The 14,340-nt window shown below is 66.9% G+C and carries 16 protein-coding genes; 6 read left to right on the top strand and 10 right to left on the bottom strand.

All coding sequences use genetic code 11. The features are described from left to right. Positions 1-115: 115 nt before the first annotated feature. From GGR90_RS07550 to xseA, 3 genes are all read right to left on the bottom strand, one after another. Positions 116-1,045, bottom strand: coding sequence for a M23 family metallopeptidase (locus tag GGR90_RS07550; RefSeq protein WP_167920708.1), 930 nt, complete (start codon positions 1,043-1,045; stop codon positions 116-118). Further along, positions 1,042-1,254, bottom strand: coding sequence for a DUF2093 domain-containing protein (locus GGR90_RS07545; RefSeq protein ID WP_167920707.1), 213 nt, complete (start codon positions 1,252-1,254; stop codon positions 1,042-1,044). The genes GGR90_RS07550 and GGR90_RS07545 overlap by 4 nt, the downstream gene beginning before the upstream one ends. Before the next feature lie 87 nt (positions 1,255-1,341). After that, the gene (gene xseA / locus GGR90_RS07540) at positions 1,342-2,772 is read right to left on the bottom strand and encodes an exodeoxyribonuclease VII large subunit (RefSeq protein WP_167920706.1); all 1,431 of its coding nucleotides are present in this window, start codon (positions 2,770-2,772) and stop codon (positions 1,342-1,344) included. Here xseA and purD point away from each other — a divergent pair. Then, complete coding sequence (purD, locus tag GGR90_RS07535) at positions 2,771-4,048, top strand: phosphoribosylamine--glycine ligase (protein WP_167920705.1); 1,278 nt, start codon at positions 2,771-2,773, stop codon at positions 4,046-4,048. The genes xseA and purD overlap by 2 nt on opposite strands. A gap of 171 nt (positions 4,049-4,219) precedes the next feature. Continuing rightward, positions 4,220-5,011 (top strand): hypothetical protein, encoded by a 792-nt coding sequence (locus tag GGR90_RS07530; RefSeq protein WP_167920704.1) that lies wholly within the window; start codon positions 4,220-4,222, stop codon positions 5,009-5,011. 352 nt (positions 5,012-5,363) lie between these two features. Here the strand turns inward: GGR90_RS07530 and GGR90_RS07525 are convergent, their stop codons facing one another. Beyond that, positions 5,364-6,686: a hemolysin family protein gene (locus tag GGR90_RS07525; RefSeq protein WP_167920703.1), complete on the bottom strand. Its 1,323-nt coding sequence runs from the start codon at positions 6,684-6,686 to the stop codon at positions 5,364-5,366. A gap of 232 nt (positions 6,687-6,918) precedes the next feature. On the opposite strand from GGR90_RS07525, the gene GGR90_RS07520 reads away from it, so the two are divergent. Further along, a complete protein-coding gene (locus GGR90_RS07520) occupies positions 6,919-7,608 on the top strand; it encodes a YiaD family glycine zipper/OmpA-like lipoprotein (RefSeq protein WP_167920702.1) in 690 nt (229 codons plus the stop codon). A gap of 58 nt (positions 7,609-7,666) precedes the next feature. Here the strand turns inward: GGR90_RS07520 and GGR90_RS07515 are convergent, their stop codons facing one another. The 6 genes from GGR90_RS07515 to GGR90_RS07490 are packed head-to-tail and all read right to left on the bottom strand — an operon-like array spanning position 7,667 to position 11,791. After that, a complete protein-coding gene (locus tag GGR90_RS07515; RefSeq protein WP_167920701.1) occupies positions 7,667-8,293 on the bottom strand; it encodes a MarC family protein in 627 nt (208 codons plus the stop codon). After that, positions 8,290-8,955 carry a hypothetical protein gene (locus GGR90_RS07510; protein ID WP_167920700.1) on the bottom strand — a complete coding sequence of 222 codons (666 nt, stop codon included), beginning with the start codon at positions 8,953-8,955 and terminating at the stop codon, positions 8,290-8,292. The genes GGR90_RS07515 and GGR90_RS07510 overlap by 4 nt, the downstream gene beginning before the upstream one ends. Continuing rightward, the gene (folD, locus tag GGR90_RS07505; RefSeq protein WP_167920699.1) at positions 8,955-9,863 is read right to left on the bottom strand and encodes a bifunctional methylenetetrahydrofolate dehydrogenase/methenyltetrahydrofolate cyclohydrolase FolD; all 909 of its coding nucleotides are present in this window, start codon (positions 9,861-9,863) and stop codon (positions 8,955-8,957) included. Before folD ends, GGR90_RS07510 begins: the two co-directional genes overlap by 1 nt. Positions 9,864-9,866: 3 nt before the next feature. Further along, positions 9,867-10,166: a YggT family protein gene (locus GGR90_RS07500; RefSeq protein ID WP_167920698.1), complete on the bottom strand. Its 300-nt coding sequence runs from the start codon at positions 10,164-10,166 to the stop codon at positions 9,867-9,869. Positions 10,167-10,211: 45 nt separating this feature from the next. Then, positions 10,212-11,120 carry an acetylglutamate kinase gene (argB, locus tag GGR90_RS07495; RefSeq protein ID WP_381448464.1) on the bottom strand — a complete coding sequence of 303 codons (909 nt, stop codon included), beginning with the start codon at positions 11,118-11,120 and terminating at the stop codon, positions 10,212-10,214. Continuing rightward, positions 11,117-11,791 (bottom strand): queuosine precursor transporter, encoded by a 675-nt coding sequence (locus tag GGR90_RS07490; RefSeq protein WP_167920696.1) that lies wholly within the window; start codon positions 11,789-11,791, stop codon positions 11,117-11,119. Before GGR90_RS07490 ends, argB begins: the two co-directional genes overlap by 4 nt. Positions 11,792-11,916: 125 nt before the next feature. On the opposite strand from GGR90_RS07490, the gene GGR90_RS07485 reads away from it, so the two are divergent. The 3 genes from GGR90_RS07485 to GGR90_RS07475 all read left to right on the top strand — a co-directional run bounded on the left by GGR90_RS07485 (position 11,917) and on the right by GGR90_RS07475 (position 14,332). Beyond that, positions 11,917-13,260 (top strand): NupC/NupG family nucleoside CNT transporter, encoded by a 1,344-nt coding sequence (locus GGR90_RS07485; protein WP_167920695.1) that lies wholly within the window; start codon positions 11,917-11,919, stop codon positions 13,258-13,260. A gap of 114 nt (positions 13,261-13,374) precedes the next feature. Continuing rightward, the gene (locus tag GGR90_RS07480; protein ID WP_167920694.1) at positions 13,375-14,001 is read left to right on the top strand and encodes a beta/gamma crystallin family protein; all 627 of its coding nucleotides are present in this window, start codon (positions 13,375-13,377) and stop codon (positions 13,999-14,001) included. Between the two features lie 13 nt (positions 14,002-14,014). Next, the gene (locus GGR90_RS07475) at positions 14,015-14,332 is read left to right on the top strand and encodes an MliC family protein (RefSeq protein WP_167920693.1); all 318 of its coding nucleotides are present in this window, start codon (positions 14,015-14,017) and stop codon (positions 14,330-14,332) included. Positions 14,333-14,340: the final 8 nt, after the last annotated feature.

The following is a 14,340-nucleotide window of genomic DNA, read 5'->3' as shown; positions in this document are numbered from 1 at the left end:
GCATTGTGACGTATTTGCAACAAACTGGAGAGGTCACGAAATACAATATGCTGCATCGCGATGTTCGCGACATTTTGTTTCAACGGTTACGAAATGCGCGTGGTCGGCGCGGGGCTCAGCCGCCGATCGGCCCCGCGAGCTTGGAGGGGTCGAGCCGCGCGCCCTGCCATTTGAGGCTCCAGTGCAGATGCGGTCCCGTCGCGCGTCCCGTCCGGCCGACAGTCCCGAGCCGCTGGCCCTGGACGACGCGGTCGCCGAGCTTCACGTCGAGGCGCTGGCAATGGAGGAAGGCGCTGTTGAGTCCCATGCCATGATCGACGATCAGCAGATTGCCCTCGAGCGTGAAGGGCGCCGCCGCCGCGAGCACGACGACGCCGTCGGCGGGCGCCACGAACGGCGTTCCCGCGGGAACCGCGACGTCGGTGCCGCTGTGATAGCTGCCGGGCTTGCCCTGATAGACGCGCTGCGCGCCGAAGAAGCCCGAGAGCCGCCCGGTCACCGGCCAGCGGAACGCCTGCCGCCAGCCGTCGGACGTGACCCGCTTGCTCCGCGCCGCCGCGATCGCGGCGAGTTCGGTGGGGCGGCGGCGCTCGAATTCGGCGTCGCTCCGCGCGCTGCCGCGATACGGCGCGTTGATATGCTCGAGCCGCCAGCGGCCCGGCGCGACCGCGATCGAGCGCACGACCTCGCGCCCGTCGCCGAGCGTCGCGACCAGCCGCGCCTCGGCCCCGGCGTCGCGATCGAAGGCGATCAGGAAACGTCCGTCGGCGGCAACCGGAATCGCCGCGCCGTCGTACGTCAGCGTGCGCGTGCCCTCGGGCACCCGCCCCACCATCGCCGCGCCCTGCTCGGCAATGCCCTGCAACGCGAAATCGGCGCGCTCCGGCGGGAGCGGAGGAGCGGGCGGCGGCGAAGGCACGGGCCGAGCCGGCGGCGCCGGCGCGGGCTCCCTTCCCGCGTCAGCGGGCGGCACGCAGCCGGCGAGCACGACGACCAGCGCAAGCGCCGCACCGCGTCGAAGCCGATCCGCTTTCGCCGGCCTCATGCCCCGCGCGCGGCGTCCAGCGCGGCCTGCACCGACAGCGCGGCGGTCGCATAGGCTTCCTGCCGCGCGACCGACCAGTAACGCAGCTCGTCGAGCCCGATCGGCGCGCCCGTCACCGCGCACAGCACATGGTCGCCGGGCGCGAGGACGCGAAAGCCGTTCGGTCCATATTGCAGGCGAGCGAGGCGGTTGCGGCTGGCGATCAGCATGATTCTCTATCCATAAGGCGGCAAGTCATGGACCCGGTTATAACAGCATCGTGCCGTGCGGCCACCCCCCGGTCCTTGGCGCCGGTCTCAGAAGAGCTCGCCCTGCCCCCGCTTGGGCTCCGCAGGCGGGGACTTGCGCGGCGGCTTGGTTGCGGCGGGCGGCGGCGCGTCGCTCCCGCTCACCTGCACCGGAACCTCGCCGTCGGCGAATTGCAGCCGCAGATGCCCGGCGTCCTTCGCCTTGCCCGCCGTCGCAACGATCGCGCCGCCGCCGTCGCGCACCATCGCATAGCCGCGCGACAACAGCGCGCGCGGATCGAGCGAGGTCAGCAGCCGCCCCATTCCTTCGAGCAGCGCGCGGTCGCGGTCCCAGCGCCGCGCGAGCAGCGCCGGCCGCAGCGCAGCGCCGCGCGTCGCGAGCCGCTCCGCAATCACCGCCAGCCGCTGGCGCTGCCCGCGGTCGAGCCGATCGCCCGCATCGTCGAGCCGCTGGCGCTGCGGCGCATAGAGCGCCTCGCGCTTCGGCAGATGGCGCGCCAACGCCGTCAGCCGCTCGCCGCACAAGGCCTGCCGCCGGCTCGCCGCCCCGATGATCCGCCCGTTCCACGTCGCGAGCTGCGACATGAGTTCGGCGCGCACCGGCACCGCCATCTCCGCCGCCGCGGTCGGGGTCGGCGCGCGCACATCGGCGGCATAGTCGGCGAGCGTCACGTCGGTCTCATGCCCCACCGCGCTGATCGTCGGGATGCGGCAATCGGCGATCGCGCGCACGACGACCTCTTCGTTGAACGCCCACAGATCCTCGATCGACCCGCCGCCGCGCGCGACGATGACCAGGTCGGGGCGCGGCACCACCGGCCCGCCGGGCGCGATGGCGTCGAAGCCGCGAATCGCACCCGCGACCTGCGCCGCCGCGCCATCGCCCTGCACCAGCACCGGCCAGACGATGACATGCGTCGGGCAGCGGTCGGCCAGCCGGTGGAGAATGTCGCGGATCACCGCCCCGGTCGGTGAGGTCACGACCCCGATCGTGCGCGGCAGAAAAGGGAGCCGGTCATATTTCCGCTCGCGGTCGAACAGCCCCTCGGCGCCAAGCCGCGCCTTCAATTTTTCGAAGAGGAGCATCAAGGCGCCCTCGCCCGCGACCTCGAGCGTATCGACGACGAGCTGATATTTCGACCGCCCCGGATAGGTGGTGAGCTTGCCGGTCGCGATCACCTCGATCCCGTCCTCGGGCCGGAAGGCCAGCCGCCCCGCCTGTCCCTTCCACATCACCATGTCGATCAGCGCATTATCGTCCTTCAGCGCCGCATAGAAATGCCCCGACGCCGCGCGCTTCGCTCCCGACAACTCTCCTCGCACGCGCACGCGCGCGAAGCCGTCCTCGACCGTGCGCTTGATCGCCGCCGACAATTGGCTGACCGACAGCGGCGGAACATTGTCGCCGGGCGCCGCCTCGGCTAACAGCCGCGCTTCGGTGCCATCGTCGGACGCCGGATCGGGAAAAGGGACTGACATGAATATCCTGCTGGTCGGATCGGGGGGCCGCGAACATGCGCTCAGCTGGCAGTTGGCACAATCGCCAAGCTGCGCCAAGCTCTATGCCGCACCGGGCAATCCCGGGATCGAGGCGCACGCCGAATGCGTGGGCGTTGCCGCTGACGACATCGATGGCCTGATCGCATTCGTAAAGGCGCACGCGATCGATTTCGTCGTCGTCGGCCCCGAAGCGCCGCTTGTCGCGGGCCTCGCCGATCGCTTGCGCGAGATCGGCATCCCCGTCTTTGGTCCTTCGGCGGCCGCCGCACGGCTCGAAGGCTCGAAGGGCTTCACCAAGGATCTGTGCGCGCGCGCGTCGATCCCGACCGCCGCCTATGTCCGCTGCACCTCCGCCGAGGAAGCACGCGCAGTGCTCGAGGGTTTTGCGATCCCCGTCGTCATCAAGGCCGACGGCCTCGCGGCGGGCAAGGGCGTTATCATCGCCGAAACGCGCGAAGACGCCGAAGCCGCGATCGAGAATATGTTCGATGGCGCCTTCGGCGGCGCGGGCGCCGAAGTGGTGATCGAGGAGTTCATGACCGGCGAGGAAGCGAGCTTCTTCGCGCTCTCCGACGGCACCGACGTCATCGCGTTCGGCAGCGCGCAGGACCACAAGCGCGTCGGCGATGGCGACGTCGGCCCGAACACCGGCGGCATGGGCGCCTACAGCCCCGCGCCGGTGCTCACCGCCGACCTCGAAGCCGCGGTCATGGACCGCATCATCCGTCCGACCGTGGCGACCCTCGCCGCCGAGGGCACGCCTTATGTCGGCGTGCTGTTCGCGGGGCTGATGCTGACGGACGAAGGGCCGAAGCTGATCGAATATAATTGCCGCTTCGGCGATCCCGAATGCCAGGTGCTGATGATGCGCTTCAAGGGCGATTTCGCCGCGCTGCTCCACGCCGCCGCGACCGGAATGATCGCCGGCGCCGACGCCCCCGCCTTTTCGCACGATTATGCGCTTACCGTCGTGATGGCGGCGAAGGGCTATCCGGGCACCCCCGAAAAGGGCGGCGCGATCCGCGGCATCGCCGATGCCGAAGCGGGCGGCGTGCGCGTCTTTCACGCCGGCACCGCGCGCGACGATCGCACCCTCGTCGCCGCCGGCGGCCGCGTGCTCAATGTCACCGCGACGGGCAAGAGCGTGACCGAAGCGCAGGCGCGCGCCTATGCCGCGGTCGACAAGCTCGATTTCCCGAGCGGCTTCTGCCGCCGCGACATCGGTTGGCGAGAGGTCGCGCGCGAAGCGGAATAGAAACCCCACCTCGTCACATTCCCGCGAAAGCGGGAACCCAGCGAGCCGACGTCGCACCTCGGTTCCCGCTTTCGCGGGAATGACGAGGAAATTCATGGTAACCCATTCGTTAAGGTAGACCCGGCACACAACCCCGCATAGGCTGACCGAAACTCACAAGCGGAGAAGATCATGATCTGGCTTCAGGAAAACTGGATTATCGCGGTCGTCGGCCTCGTCGTTGCCGTCGTCCTGCTGTGGTGGCTGTTCGGACGCGCCAAGCCGCAGGAGATTGCGCCGCCGGCCGCCGAACCGGCGAAGCCCGCCAAGCCGCTCGAACCGGCCAAGCCCGAGATCGTCGCCGCCGAGCCTGCGCGCTTCAAGCCGATCGAGCGGGGGCCGCGGCCCGTCACCCCAGCCGCGCCGCCGCCCGCGCCCGAGCCGGCCGCCAAAGCGCCGCCTTCCGCTCCCGCTCCAGCGCCCGTCGTCGAACCGGTCACCGAAACCGCCCCTCCGGCGTCCAAGCCCGCAGCCAAACCAAAAGCGGCCACAAAACCCGCCGCGAAGAAAGCCGCCACCAAAGAACCGGCGGCGAAACCCGCCGCAAAACCAGCGACAAAGGCAGCAGCCAAGCCCGCAGCCAAAAAGGCACCCAAGGCGGCGGCTATTCCCGAAGAGCCGACGGTTTCGCCGCCGCCCGTCGCGAAACCCGCACCGGCATCGTCAACGACCGGAGCCGACAATCTGCAATTGCTGAAAGGCGTCGGCCCCAAGCTCGTCGTGCTGCTGAACGGGCTCGGCGTCACCAGCTTCCGGCAGATCGCCGACTGGACCGACGCCGACGTCGCGCGGGTGGACGCGGCGCTCGGCGCCTTTCAGGGCCGCATCACGCGCGACAATATCGTCGACCAGGCCGCCTATCTCGCGCGCGGCGACAAGGCGGGGTTCGAAGCGAAATACGGCGCGCTCGGCGGCGAACTCTGACGGGTCCTGCTACCGGCCGAATGGCGGGGAGAGACCGGTTTCGGTCATATCAACATCGTCATCCCGGCGAAGCCTGTCCTGAGCGCCTGCAAGGCAGTCGAAGGGGCCGGGATGACGAAAGTGAAGAACGCCCGCTCTCCACCCCGACGCCAACGCCCTCAAATAATCCTTTCCTACATTCCTCCGTCATGCTTCAAACTGGCGGATGACGTCTCTCGCTCTTCCATCCCCCCTCCTCGCCGGCAGCCGCCTGCGCGTCGGCAAGGTCGGCCCCGCCGCGACGGGTATCATTATACCCGAGGGGAATGACAAGTTTGACAACTTCGGAAGTAAATTGCGCGGATGCGGCGCGCTACGCGCCTTCCTCGTCCTTCGGCTTGCGAATCTGGGTGACGAGCAATTTGTCGATCTTGCGCCCGTCCATGTCGACGATCTCGAACCGCCAGCCCTTATCGGTGAAGTGCTCGCCTTCCTTTGGCAGGCGCTTGAGGATAGCGAGTGCGTGACCCGCCGCGGTCGCGTAATCGCGATCCTCGCCCAGTTCGATGCCGAGCCGCTCGGCCATCTGATCGGCGGGCATCGACCCCGCGATCAGCAGGCTGCCGTCGTCGCGCTCGACGACGAAAGGTTCGCTGCCGATATCCTGGTCCGACGCGAATTCGCCCGCGATCGCCGACAAGAGATCCGCCGGGGTCACCAGCCCGTCGAAATGGCCATATTCGTCGTGGACGAGCAGCATCGGCACCTCGGCGACGCGCAAGGCCTCGAGCGCATCCATCGCGTCGATCTGGTCGTGGATGACTTTGGCGGGGCGCATCAATTGTTCGAGGTCGAGCGTCTCGCCCTGGAACAGCGCCGATGCGATGTCGCGCGCCTGCACGACGCCGACGATGTCGTCGACCGATCCGCGCGCGACCGGCAGGCGGCTGTGCGGCGTTTCGAGCAATTTGTCGCGCACACCGCGCGCGTCGAGCGAAATATCGACCCAGTCGACATCCTTGCGCGGCGTCATCACCTCGCGCACCGGCCGGTCGGCGAGGCGCACGACGCCCGAGATGATCGCGCGCTCGCTTTCCTCGATCACCCCCGATTTGGACGCCTCGGCGACGATCAGGTGGAGTTCCTCGGCGGTCACCCGGTCCTCCGATTCGCGATTGAGGCCGAGAATGCGAAATACGAGCGCCGAACTGGCGTCGAGCAACCATACGAGCGGTGCGCCGATTTTGGACAGCCCGTACATCATCGGCGCGACGATGATCGCGATCCGTTCGGGGGCACGAAGCGCGAACTGCTTGGGCACCAGTTCGCCCGCGATCAAAGAGAAATAGGTGGTGAGCGCGATGACCACGGCGAAGCCGGCGGCTTCCGCATTCTCGGCATCAAGCCCCAGCCACACCGAAAGCCGGTCGGCGACCGGCTGCCCAAGGCTCGCGCCCGAATAGGCGCCGGTCAGGACGCCGATCAGCGTGATGCCGACCTGCACCGTCGAGAGGAATCGCCCCGGATCGGAGGCAAGTTGGCGCGCGATCTTCGCGCCCCGGCTGCCGCGCTTTTCCGCCGCCTGCAGTCGCGGGCCGCGCGACGAGACGATGGCGAGTTCGGACATGGCGAAAACGCCGTTGAGCAGGATGAGGATCAGGATGATCACAACATCCGACCAGGGAAAAGGGGTCATGGGAGAAGCGGGGGGCGGGCGATCGTACGGCGCGTCGGCGCCCGGCCCCTGTCATCGTCGGTCATGTCCACCCTATAAGCGAAAGGCGCAGCGTTGCACAATGCTCACCTCAATGTCCCGCTCAGCCGCCATTCAGCCCTGTTCGGGAACCAGATCGCCGGCCATATGTTATCGGCACGTATGCGCGGTATGCAAAGGATCAGAAGCATCCGCCGGATAAGGGAGCGAAAAAATGAATAGCAGGACGATCAAGCTCACCATTTTAACCAGCATCGGCGCGATCGCGCTGACCGGTTGCGTCACCGATCCGGTGACCGGCGAACGCAAGATATCGAAAGCGGCGATCGGCGGCGTCGGCGGCGCGCTCGGCGGCTATCTGCTCGGCGATCTGATCGGCGGCAAGAACAGCCGCACCGAGGAAATCGTCGGCGCGGGCATCGGCGCGGTCGCGGGCGCGGGGGCCGGCTATTATATGGATCAGCAGGAAAAAAAGCTGCGCGAACGCACCGCGGGCACCGGCATCGACGTCGAGCGCCAGGGCGATCAGCTCGTGCTCAACATGCCCGGCGACGTCACTTTCGACCTCAACAGCGCGATGGTCAAATCGCAGTTCCGCAGCGCGCTCGACGGCGTGGCATCAACGCTCGCCGAATATCCGAGCACCTATATCGACGTCTATGGCCACACCGATTCGACCGGTAGCGACAGCTATAACCAGGGCCTGTCCGAGCGCCGCGCCGCGTCGGTCGCCGACTATCTCGGCGGCCGCGGTATCCAGCGCGCGCGCATGGCGACGCTCGGCTATGGCGAATCGCAGCTGAAATGTTCGCCCGAGCGGAGCGAAGCCGATTATCAGTGCAATCGCCGCGTCGAAATCCGCATCGCGCCGGTTACGCAAGACGACGTCAACGCCGCGCGCTAAGAAGTTCCATTCCCGTGGAATAGAAAGGGCGTCGCCGAAGGGCGGCGCCCTTTTCCCATCAGCCGAGGTTGAAGCTCGTCTTGACCCCGTCGATGACGAACTGGGCCGCGAGCGCGGCAAGCAGAACGCCAAGCAGGCGGGTGATCACCGCCTCGCCCTTGTTGCCGATGATCCTCATCAACGGCCCGGCCGCCAGCAGCGCGCCAAGCGTCAACAACAGCACGAGCAGCAAGGCGCCAAAAATGATGAAGGCGCGGTCGAGGCCGTTGTTCTGCGACACGAGCAACATCACCGACGCGATCGAACCCGGCCCCGCCAGCATCGGCATCGCCATGGGAAAGACCGAGACATCGTCGACCTCGGGGGTGGCAAGCACTTTTTCGGCTCGCTGCTCGCGGCGTTCGGTGCGCTTTTCGAACACCATGTCGATCGCGATGATGAACAGCATGATGCCGCCCGCGATGCGGAAACTGTCGAGGTCGATGTGCAGGAAGCTCAGCAGCGCTTCGCCGAACATCGCGAAAAATACGAGAATGCACCCCGCGATCAACGTCGCGCGGATCGCCATGGAGCGCCGCTGCGCCGCGCTCGCTCCCGTCGTCAGACTGGCGTAGATCGGCGCGCAGCCGGGCGGGTCGATCACGACGAACAAAGTGACGAAGGCCGAGATGAAAAGGTCGATCATGGCCGCGGCGCCGCGACCCGATCGTCGATGACGGTCGCCATGTCCTTGCCGTCCCACAGGCGGATCGTGACGCGGCGCGACTTGTCGGCGCGAACGGTCGAGGTCCAGCTCAGCGTCTGGTCCGCCGACAGACCAACAGCCATATCTTCGCCCTCGCCGCCCGCCTCGATCGGCACCGCGGGCCGCGAACCGCAGACCGCCAGCTTCGACGCAATAAACTCGGGCGCCTCGCGCGGCGTCGTCAGCGCGTCGCCATGGTCGAGCACCCAGCTCAGCCGGCCCTTTTTATCGCGCGTCCAGACGGTGGTGAAAAAGCCGTTCGCCGGCCCCTTCTGCCACGCGCCGGTGGTGACGCCGCTGTTGCCGTCGCAGCTGACATAGACGGCGTGCGGCTGCCACTTCACCGCCTCGGCTGGGTCCTTTTGCGACTTCAGCCAGTCTTGCGCCTTCACCCGCTCGGGCACGAACATGATCGCATCGGGGTGCGCGGTTTCGCGAAATGCCGTCCATTGCCCCTCCGCCTGCGCGAGCTGCGCGAAGCGGATCTCGGCGGCGATGAACGCGCTGGGATTGGCGGCGAGCGGCCGGTTGCGGAAATCGCCCTGCGACCCCGCGCAGCCCGCGAGCGTCAGCACAAGCGCGGCGGCGAGCAGCCGGCGCATCAAAAACCCTCCGGATCGGCCAGCCCCGCGCGGCGGTGCGCCGCGACGAGCGTGTTGCGCAGCAGGCACGCGATGGTCATCGGGCCGACGCCGCCGGGAACCGGGGTGATCGCGTCGGCAACGTCTGCGGCTTCGGCATAGGCGACGTCGCCGACGAGCCGTCCCTTCGCTTCGCCTTCGGCGGGCGGCAGGCGGTTGATGCCGACGTCGATCACGATCGCGCCGGGCTTGATCCAGTCGCCCTTGACCATTTCGGCGCGGCCCACCGCGGCGACGACGATGTCGGCGCGGCGGACGAGACCCGGCAAATCCTTCGTCCGGCTATGCGCCATCGTCACCGTGCAATTGGCGCCGAGCAGCAATTGCCCCATCGGCTTGCCGACGAGGATCGAGCGCCCGACGACGATCGCGTCCTTGCCGCTGAGGTCGCCGAGCCGGTCCTGCAGCAGCAGCAGGCAGCCATAAGGTGTGCATGGCACCATGCCGGCGATGCCGAGCGCGAGGCGCCCCGCGCTGACCGGCGTCAACCCGTCGACGTCCTTGTCGGGATCGATCGTCGCGACCGCCGCTTGCTCGTCGAGATGGCCGGGCAGCGGCAATTGCAGCAGGATGCCGTCGACCGCCTCATCGGCGTTGAGCTTGGCGAGCAGCGCCTCGACCTCGTCTTGCGTCGCCGTCGCGGGCAGGCGGTGTTCGAAGCTTTCCATGCCGGCGGCGACCGTCGCCTTGCCTTTCGATCCGACATAGACCGCGCTCGCCGGATCGTCGCCGACCAGCACAACCGCGAGCCCGGGCGCGCGCCCCGTCGCCGCGCTGAACGCCGGAACCGCATCGGCGATCCGCGCGCGAAGCCCCGCAGCGAAAGCCTTGCCGTCGATCACTTTGGCTGCGGGTACCGAAGCGGTCATGCGTCAGGCCATCCCGGTCTGGACGCCGAGCCGGTAGAGATAGGTCATCACCGGACCCTGGATGATGATGAGCAGGATCAGCACCACCATCGGCGTCAGGTCGATGCCGCCGAAATCGGGCATGATACGCCGGAAGGGACGATACAGCGGCTCGGTGATCCGGTCGAGCACATGCCAGAGCTGCCCGACGAAATCATTGTGCGTGTTGATGACGTTGAACGCGATCAGCCACGACATTACCGCCTGGACGATGATGATCCACCAGAGGATGTTGAGCAGGATCGACAGAATATCGAGAAACATGAAATACAAGGCAAGGTCTCCGGCCGAAGGTCGATGGCGTCCGTCTTAGCGGTGAATGAGCGTGCCCGCACCCCTGGCGGTGAAAATTTCGAGCAGCATCGCGTGCGGGATGCGTCCGTCGAGGATGACCGCCGCCTCGACCCCCGCATCGACCGCCGCGACGCAGGTCTCGACCTTCGGGATCATCCCGCCGGTGATCGTGCCGTCGCCTTTCAATCCGTCGATCGCCTCGCGGTCGAGATCGGTGAGCAGCGCACCCGACTTGTCGAGCACCCCGGCAACGTCGGTGAGCAGGAAGAAGCGTTTCGCGCCAAGCGCGCCGGCGATCGCGCCCGCCATCGTGTCGGCGTTGATGTTGTACGTCGCGCCATCGGCGCCGAGCGCGACGGGGGCAACGATTGGGATGAAATTGTCGTGGGTCAGGTTGACGAGGATCGTCGGATCGACCGCGACGGGTTCGCCGACGAAACCCAGGTCGACGTGGCGCTCGATCCCCGAATTGGGATCGGGCTCGGTGCGGCTGACCTTTTCGGCGAGCACGAGGTTCGCATCCTTGCCCGAAATGCCGACCGCGCGGCCGCCGAGCCCGGCGATCCAGCTGACGATTTCCTTGTTGATCTTGCCCGCGAGAACCATCTCGGCGACCTCGGCGGTCGCCGCATCGGTGACGCGAAGGCCGCCGACGAAGGTCGATTCGATGCCGAGCTGTTTCAGCATCGCGCCGATCTGCGGCCCGCCGCCGTGCACGACCACCGGGTTGATGCCGACGGCCTTCAACAGCACGACATCCTCGGCAAAATCGCGCTGCGCTTCGGGATCGCCCATCGCATGGCCGCCATATTTGATCACGAAGGTCTCGCCCGCATAGCGTTGCAGATAGGGCAGCGCCTCGACGAGGGTTTCGGCTTTGGCGAGCAGGTCGGGCATTTTCGAGGGGTCGGTCATCGATATCATCCGGCGTTCTTCGCATCGAGGCTGCGGCCGAGTGCGACCAGCCCGGTGATGACGAAAGGAATGACGAGCACCGACAGCGCGACCTTGGCGAGCATCTGCCCGCCCATCAGGTTGGCGATCGGGAACACGCCGTAAAAGGCGATGGTGACGAACAGCAACGTATCGACGATCTGACTCAGCGCGCTGGCGATCGCGCCGCGGATCGCGAGCCAAGTGGTCCCGGTGCCGACGCCTTCGCGCCCGCGAAGCTTGCTGAAAATGGTGACGTTCAAAAATTGCGAGGTGCCATAGGCGACGATCCCCGCCGCCATCAGGCGCGGGCTCTGGCCGAGGATCATGTCGAACGCCGCGAGCCGTTCGGGCTGCATCTCGGGCGATGCGGGCAGCGCGAGGACCAGCGCGGTCAGCATGATCGACAGGACGAGCGGGACGAAGCCCCAAAGCACCAGCCGGTTGGCGACCGGCTGTCCGTGCAGTTCGGACACCGCGCTCGACAGCGCGACGAGCAGCAGAAAGGCGAAAATGCCCGCCTCGACCGCCAGCCAGCTCCCCAACGCGACCTGCTTGTTCCCGAGCACGCCGGCGAGCACGACCATGCCGCCATAGACGATCGAGAAAAGAAAGAGCGACGGAGAGAGCGTGCGCGGCAACGCTGACGTGGGTTCGGTCATGCCGCCCGATAGTCGGTTTTGCACAAGCTGGAAAGTCCGAGAAACACGGCTGGCCGCGCGGCCCTTGCCCCGCCGCCAAAGCCCGTTATTCAGGCCCATTCACTTGCGGGGGACGCATTGACATCATGGAACGCCTGATCGGTCTGCTCGGCATCGTCGTATTGCTCGCGATTGCCGTGCTTTTTTCATCGAACCGGCGATGGATTCGCCCGCGGATCGTCATCCCCGCCTTTCTGCTTCAGGCCGGTTTCGCGGTGCTCGTGATCGGCACGCCATGGGGGCGCGCGGTGATCCAGGCGATGTCGAACGGCGTGTCGAACCTGCTCGGCTATGCCAAGGCGGGCACCGATTTCATCTTCGGCCCGCTCGCGTCGCCCGAAATGGGGGCAAATAGCTTCGCGATCGCCGCGCTTCCGGTGATCATCTTCTTCGCCTCGCTCATTTCGATCCTCTATTATCTCGGCATCATGCAACTGGTGATCAAATGGGTCGGCGGCGCAATCCAGAAGGTCACCGGAATCACCAAGGTCGAAAGCCTCGGCGCCGCGGCGAACATCTTCGTCGGCCAGTCCGAATCGCCGCTGGTCATCCGCCCCTATCTCGCCGGCCTCACCCCCCCCCAGCTCTTCACCGTTATGACGGTCGGTATGGCGGGCGTCGCGGGCACCATCCTCGGCGCCTATGCGAGCATGATCGGCGAGCAGTTGCTCCCCTATTTGCTCGCGGCAAGCTTCATGTCGGCGCCCGGCGGCATATTGATGGCCAAGATCATGATGCCCGACGATCCGAAGGATCTCGGCATCGAGCCGGTGATCATGCCGGAGGCCAGCCATGACGAGGAAAAGCCCGCAAACATCATCATGGCGGCGGCGCAGGGCGCGCAGACCGGCGTCAAGCTCGCCGTCGCGGTCGGCGCGATGGTGCTCGCTTTCGTCGCGCTCGTCGCGCTCGCCAACGGGCTGCTTGCCGGCATCGGCGGCTGGTTCGGCTATGAAAGCCTTTCGTTCCAGGCGGTGATCGGCGCGATCTTTCGCCCCGTCATGTGGCTGATGGGCGTGCCGTGGGACGAAAGCGCGACCGTCGGCGGACTGTTCGGCAGCAAGATCGTGCTCAACGAATTCGTCGCTTTCATCGACCTCGGCAAGGTGCAGGGCGACATGTCGATGGCGGCGGTCGCGATCGCCACCTTTGCGCTTTGCGGATTCGCCAATTTCAGCTCGATCGCGATCCAGATGGCGGTGACCGGCGGACTCGCCCCGAATCAGCGCCCGATGATCGCCAAGCTCGGCCTGAAGGCGCTGCTCGCGGGGAGCCTGTCGAACCTGATGTCGGCGGCGCTCGCCGGGCTGATGCTCGGGATCGCGCCGCCGCTCGCGGCGCCCGCTGCCGAACCGGCTGCGCCTCTGCCGGCGCCCACGGCAGGGCTCGAAACGACGGGCTCGACAACGCCCCCCGCAAAGACGCCGTAACGCGTGGCCTCCCATCGCGCTGACGATATGGGAGAATTTGCAAGCCCCCAGCGAATGGCGTAAACTTAGCGACATAACGAATCCCGGGTCGCGTTCGCAAAATGGGAGGCTGTGATGAAAACCGCTTATCGTTTGTCGATCCTTGCCGCGGCTGCGGCGTCGATAGGGGCGGGGTTCCTCGCCACCTCCTACGCCCAGACCGCCGAAACGGAACGCTACCGCCCCGATCGTCCGCCCGAGGCGACGATTTATCGCGACGCCGGCTATCGCGGCCCGGCCGTGTTCATCGGCGAAGCGAAACCGAACCTCGGCCTCGCGTGGCCGGTCAATTCGGTCCGCGTACCGAACGGGCGCTGGGAGCTTTGCGAAAGAACGCGCTATCGCGGCGATTGCCGGACGGTCGATCGCGATACGCCGATGCTGAACAATGTCCTGCGCGGCATCACGGTCCAGTCGATCCGTCCGGTCGGTTCGGGGGGCGGCGGGGGCGGGAACCCCAATCCGCCCGCCAATGATCAGGTCGCACGCGGCAATTTCGCCGAATTCCATACGCAGCCGGCGACAAGCAACTACCGCGTGCTCGCCTGCACCCGGGGCTCGGCGACCGCCAGTTGCGCCGCGAGCACCGCCGACAGCTGGTGCCGCTCGATCGGCTGGAACGGGTCGGCGCGCGAACATATGGAAACGGTGAGCGGGCGCGTCTACCTCGCCGACGTCTTGTGCGTCCGCTCGGGCTATTGAAGGGGAGAGCGACATGAAAACCACGTCTGTTTTCGCGGCGAGCGCCGCGGTTCTCGCGCTGGCCGCCTGCTCGTCGGTGCCGCGCAACACGGGCACCAGTTATGAATGCGATCGCGGCACGAAATTGAAGGTCGATTATGCCGGCGACGGCGCGATCGTACGCGTCAACGGTCGCCGGACGGTGGTGCTCAAATCGACGCAAGCGAACCGCGGCCAGATTTACGAGAATAAAAAGGGCGTGCGGCTCCAGCGCAACGGCAATAGTGTGACGTGGAATACCGCGCTGCGCTCGGCGCCCGAAAGCTGCCGCACCGTCTACACGCCGCTCTGACGGGCGCG

It is taken from the genome of Sphingopyxis italica, assembly GCF_011926545.1.
In the GTDB taxonomy this organism is placed as follows: domain Bacteria; phylum Pseudomonadota; class Alphaproteobacteria; order Sphingomonadales; family Sphingomonadaceae; genus Sphingopyxis; species Sphingopyxis italica.
The sequence above is the reverse complement of the archived record's forward strand: the minus strand, read 5'-3'. Positions and strand labels throughout refer to the sequence as shown.

What these genes read in the sequence shown, in the direction of transcription:
- GGR90_RS07550 (WP_167920708.1), bottom strand. Translation starts at nt 1,045, where the DNA reads ATGAGGCCGGCGAAAGCGGATCGGCTTCGACGCGGTGCGGCGCTTGCG.
- GGR90_RS07545 (WP_167920707.1), bottom strand. Translation starts at nt 1,254, where the DNA reads ATGCTGATCGCCAGCCGCAACCGCCTCGCTCGCCTGCAATATGGACCG.
- purD (WP_167920705.1), top strand. Translation starts at nt 2,771, where the DNA reads ATGAATATCCTGCTGGTCGGATCGGGGGGCCGCGAACATGCGCTCAGC.
- xseA (WP_167920706.1), bottom strand. Translation starts at nt 2,772, where the DNA reads ATGTCAGTCCCTTTTCCCGATCCGGCGTCCGACGATGGCACCGAAGCG.
- GGR90_RS07530 (WP_167920704.1), top strand. Translation starts at nt 4,220, where the DNA reads ATGATCTGGCTTCAGGAAAACTGGATTATCGCGGTCGTCGGCCTCGTC.
- GGR90_RS07525 (WP_167920703.1), bottom strand. Translation starts at nt 6,686, where the DNA reads ATGACCCCTTTTCCCTGGTCGGATGTTGTGATCATCCTGATCCTCATC.
- GGR90_RS07520 (WP_167920702.1), top strand. Translation starts at nt 6,919, where the DNA reads ATGAATAGCAGGACGATCAAGCTCACCATTTTAACCAGCATCGGCGCG.
- GGR90_RS07515 (WP_167920701.1), bottom strand. Translation starts at nt 8,293, where the DNA reads ATGATCGACCTTTTCATCTCGGCCTTCGTCACTTTGTTCGTCGTGATC.
- GGR90_RS07510 (WP_167920700.1), bottom strand. Translation starts at nt 8,955, where the DNA reads ATGCGCCGGCTGCTCGCCGCCGCGCTTGTGCTGACGCTCGCGGGCTGC.
- folD (WP_167920699.1), bottom strand. Translation starts at nt 9,863, where the DNA reads ATGACCGCTTCGGTACCCGCAGCCAAAGTGATCGACGGCAAGGCTTTC.
- GGR90_RS07500 (WP_167920698.1), bottom strand. Translation starts at nt 10,166, where the DNA reads ATGTTTCTCGATATTCTGTCGATCCTGCTCAACATCCTCTGGTGGATC.
- argB (WP_381448464.1), bottom strand. Translation starts at nt 11,120, where the DNA reads ATGATATCGATGACCGACCCCTCGAAAATGCCCGACCTGCTCGCCAAA.
- GGR90_RS07490 (WP_167920696.1), bottom strand. Translation starts at nt 11,791, where the DNA reads ATGACCGAACCCACGTCAGCGTTGCCGCGCACGCTCTCTCCGTCGCTC.
- GGR90_RS07485 (WP_167920695.1), top strand. Translation starts at nt 11,917, where the DNA reads ATGGAACGCCTGATCGGTCTGCTCGGCATCGTCGTATTGCTCGCGATT.
- GGR90_RS07480 (WP_167920694.1), top strand. Translation starts at nt 13,375, where the DNA reads ATGAAAACCGCTTATCGTTTGTCGATCCTTGCCGCGGCTGCGGCGTCG.
- GGR90_RS07475 (WP_167920693.1), top strand. Translation starts at nt 14,015, where the DNA reads ATGAAAACCACGTCTGTTTTCGCGGCGAGCGCCGCGGTTCTCGCGCTG.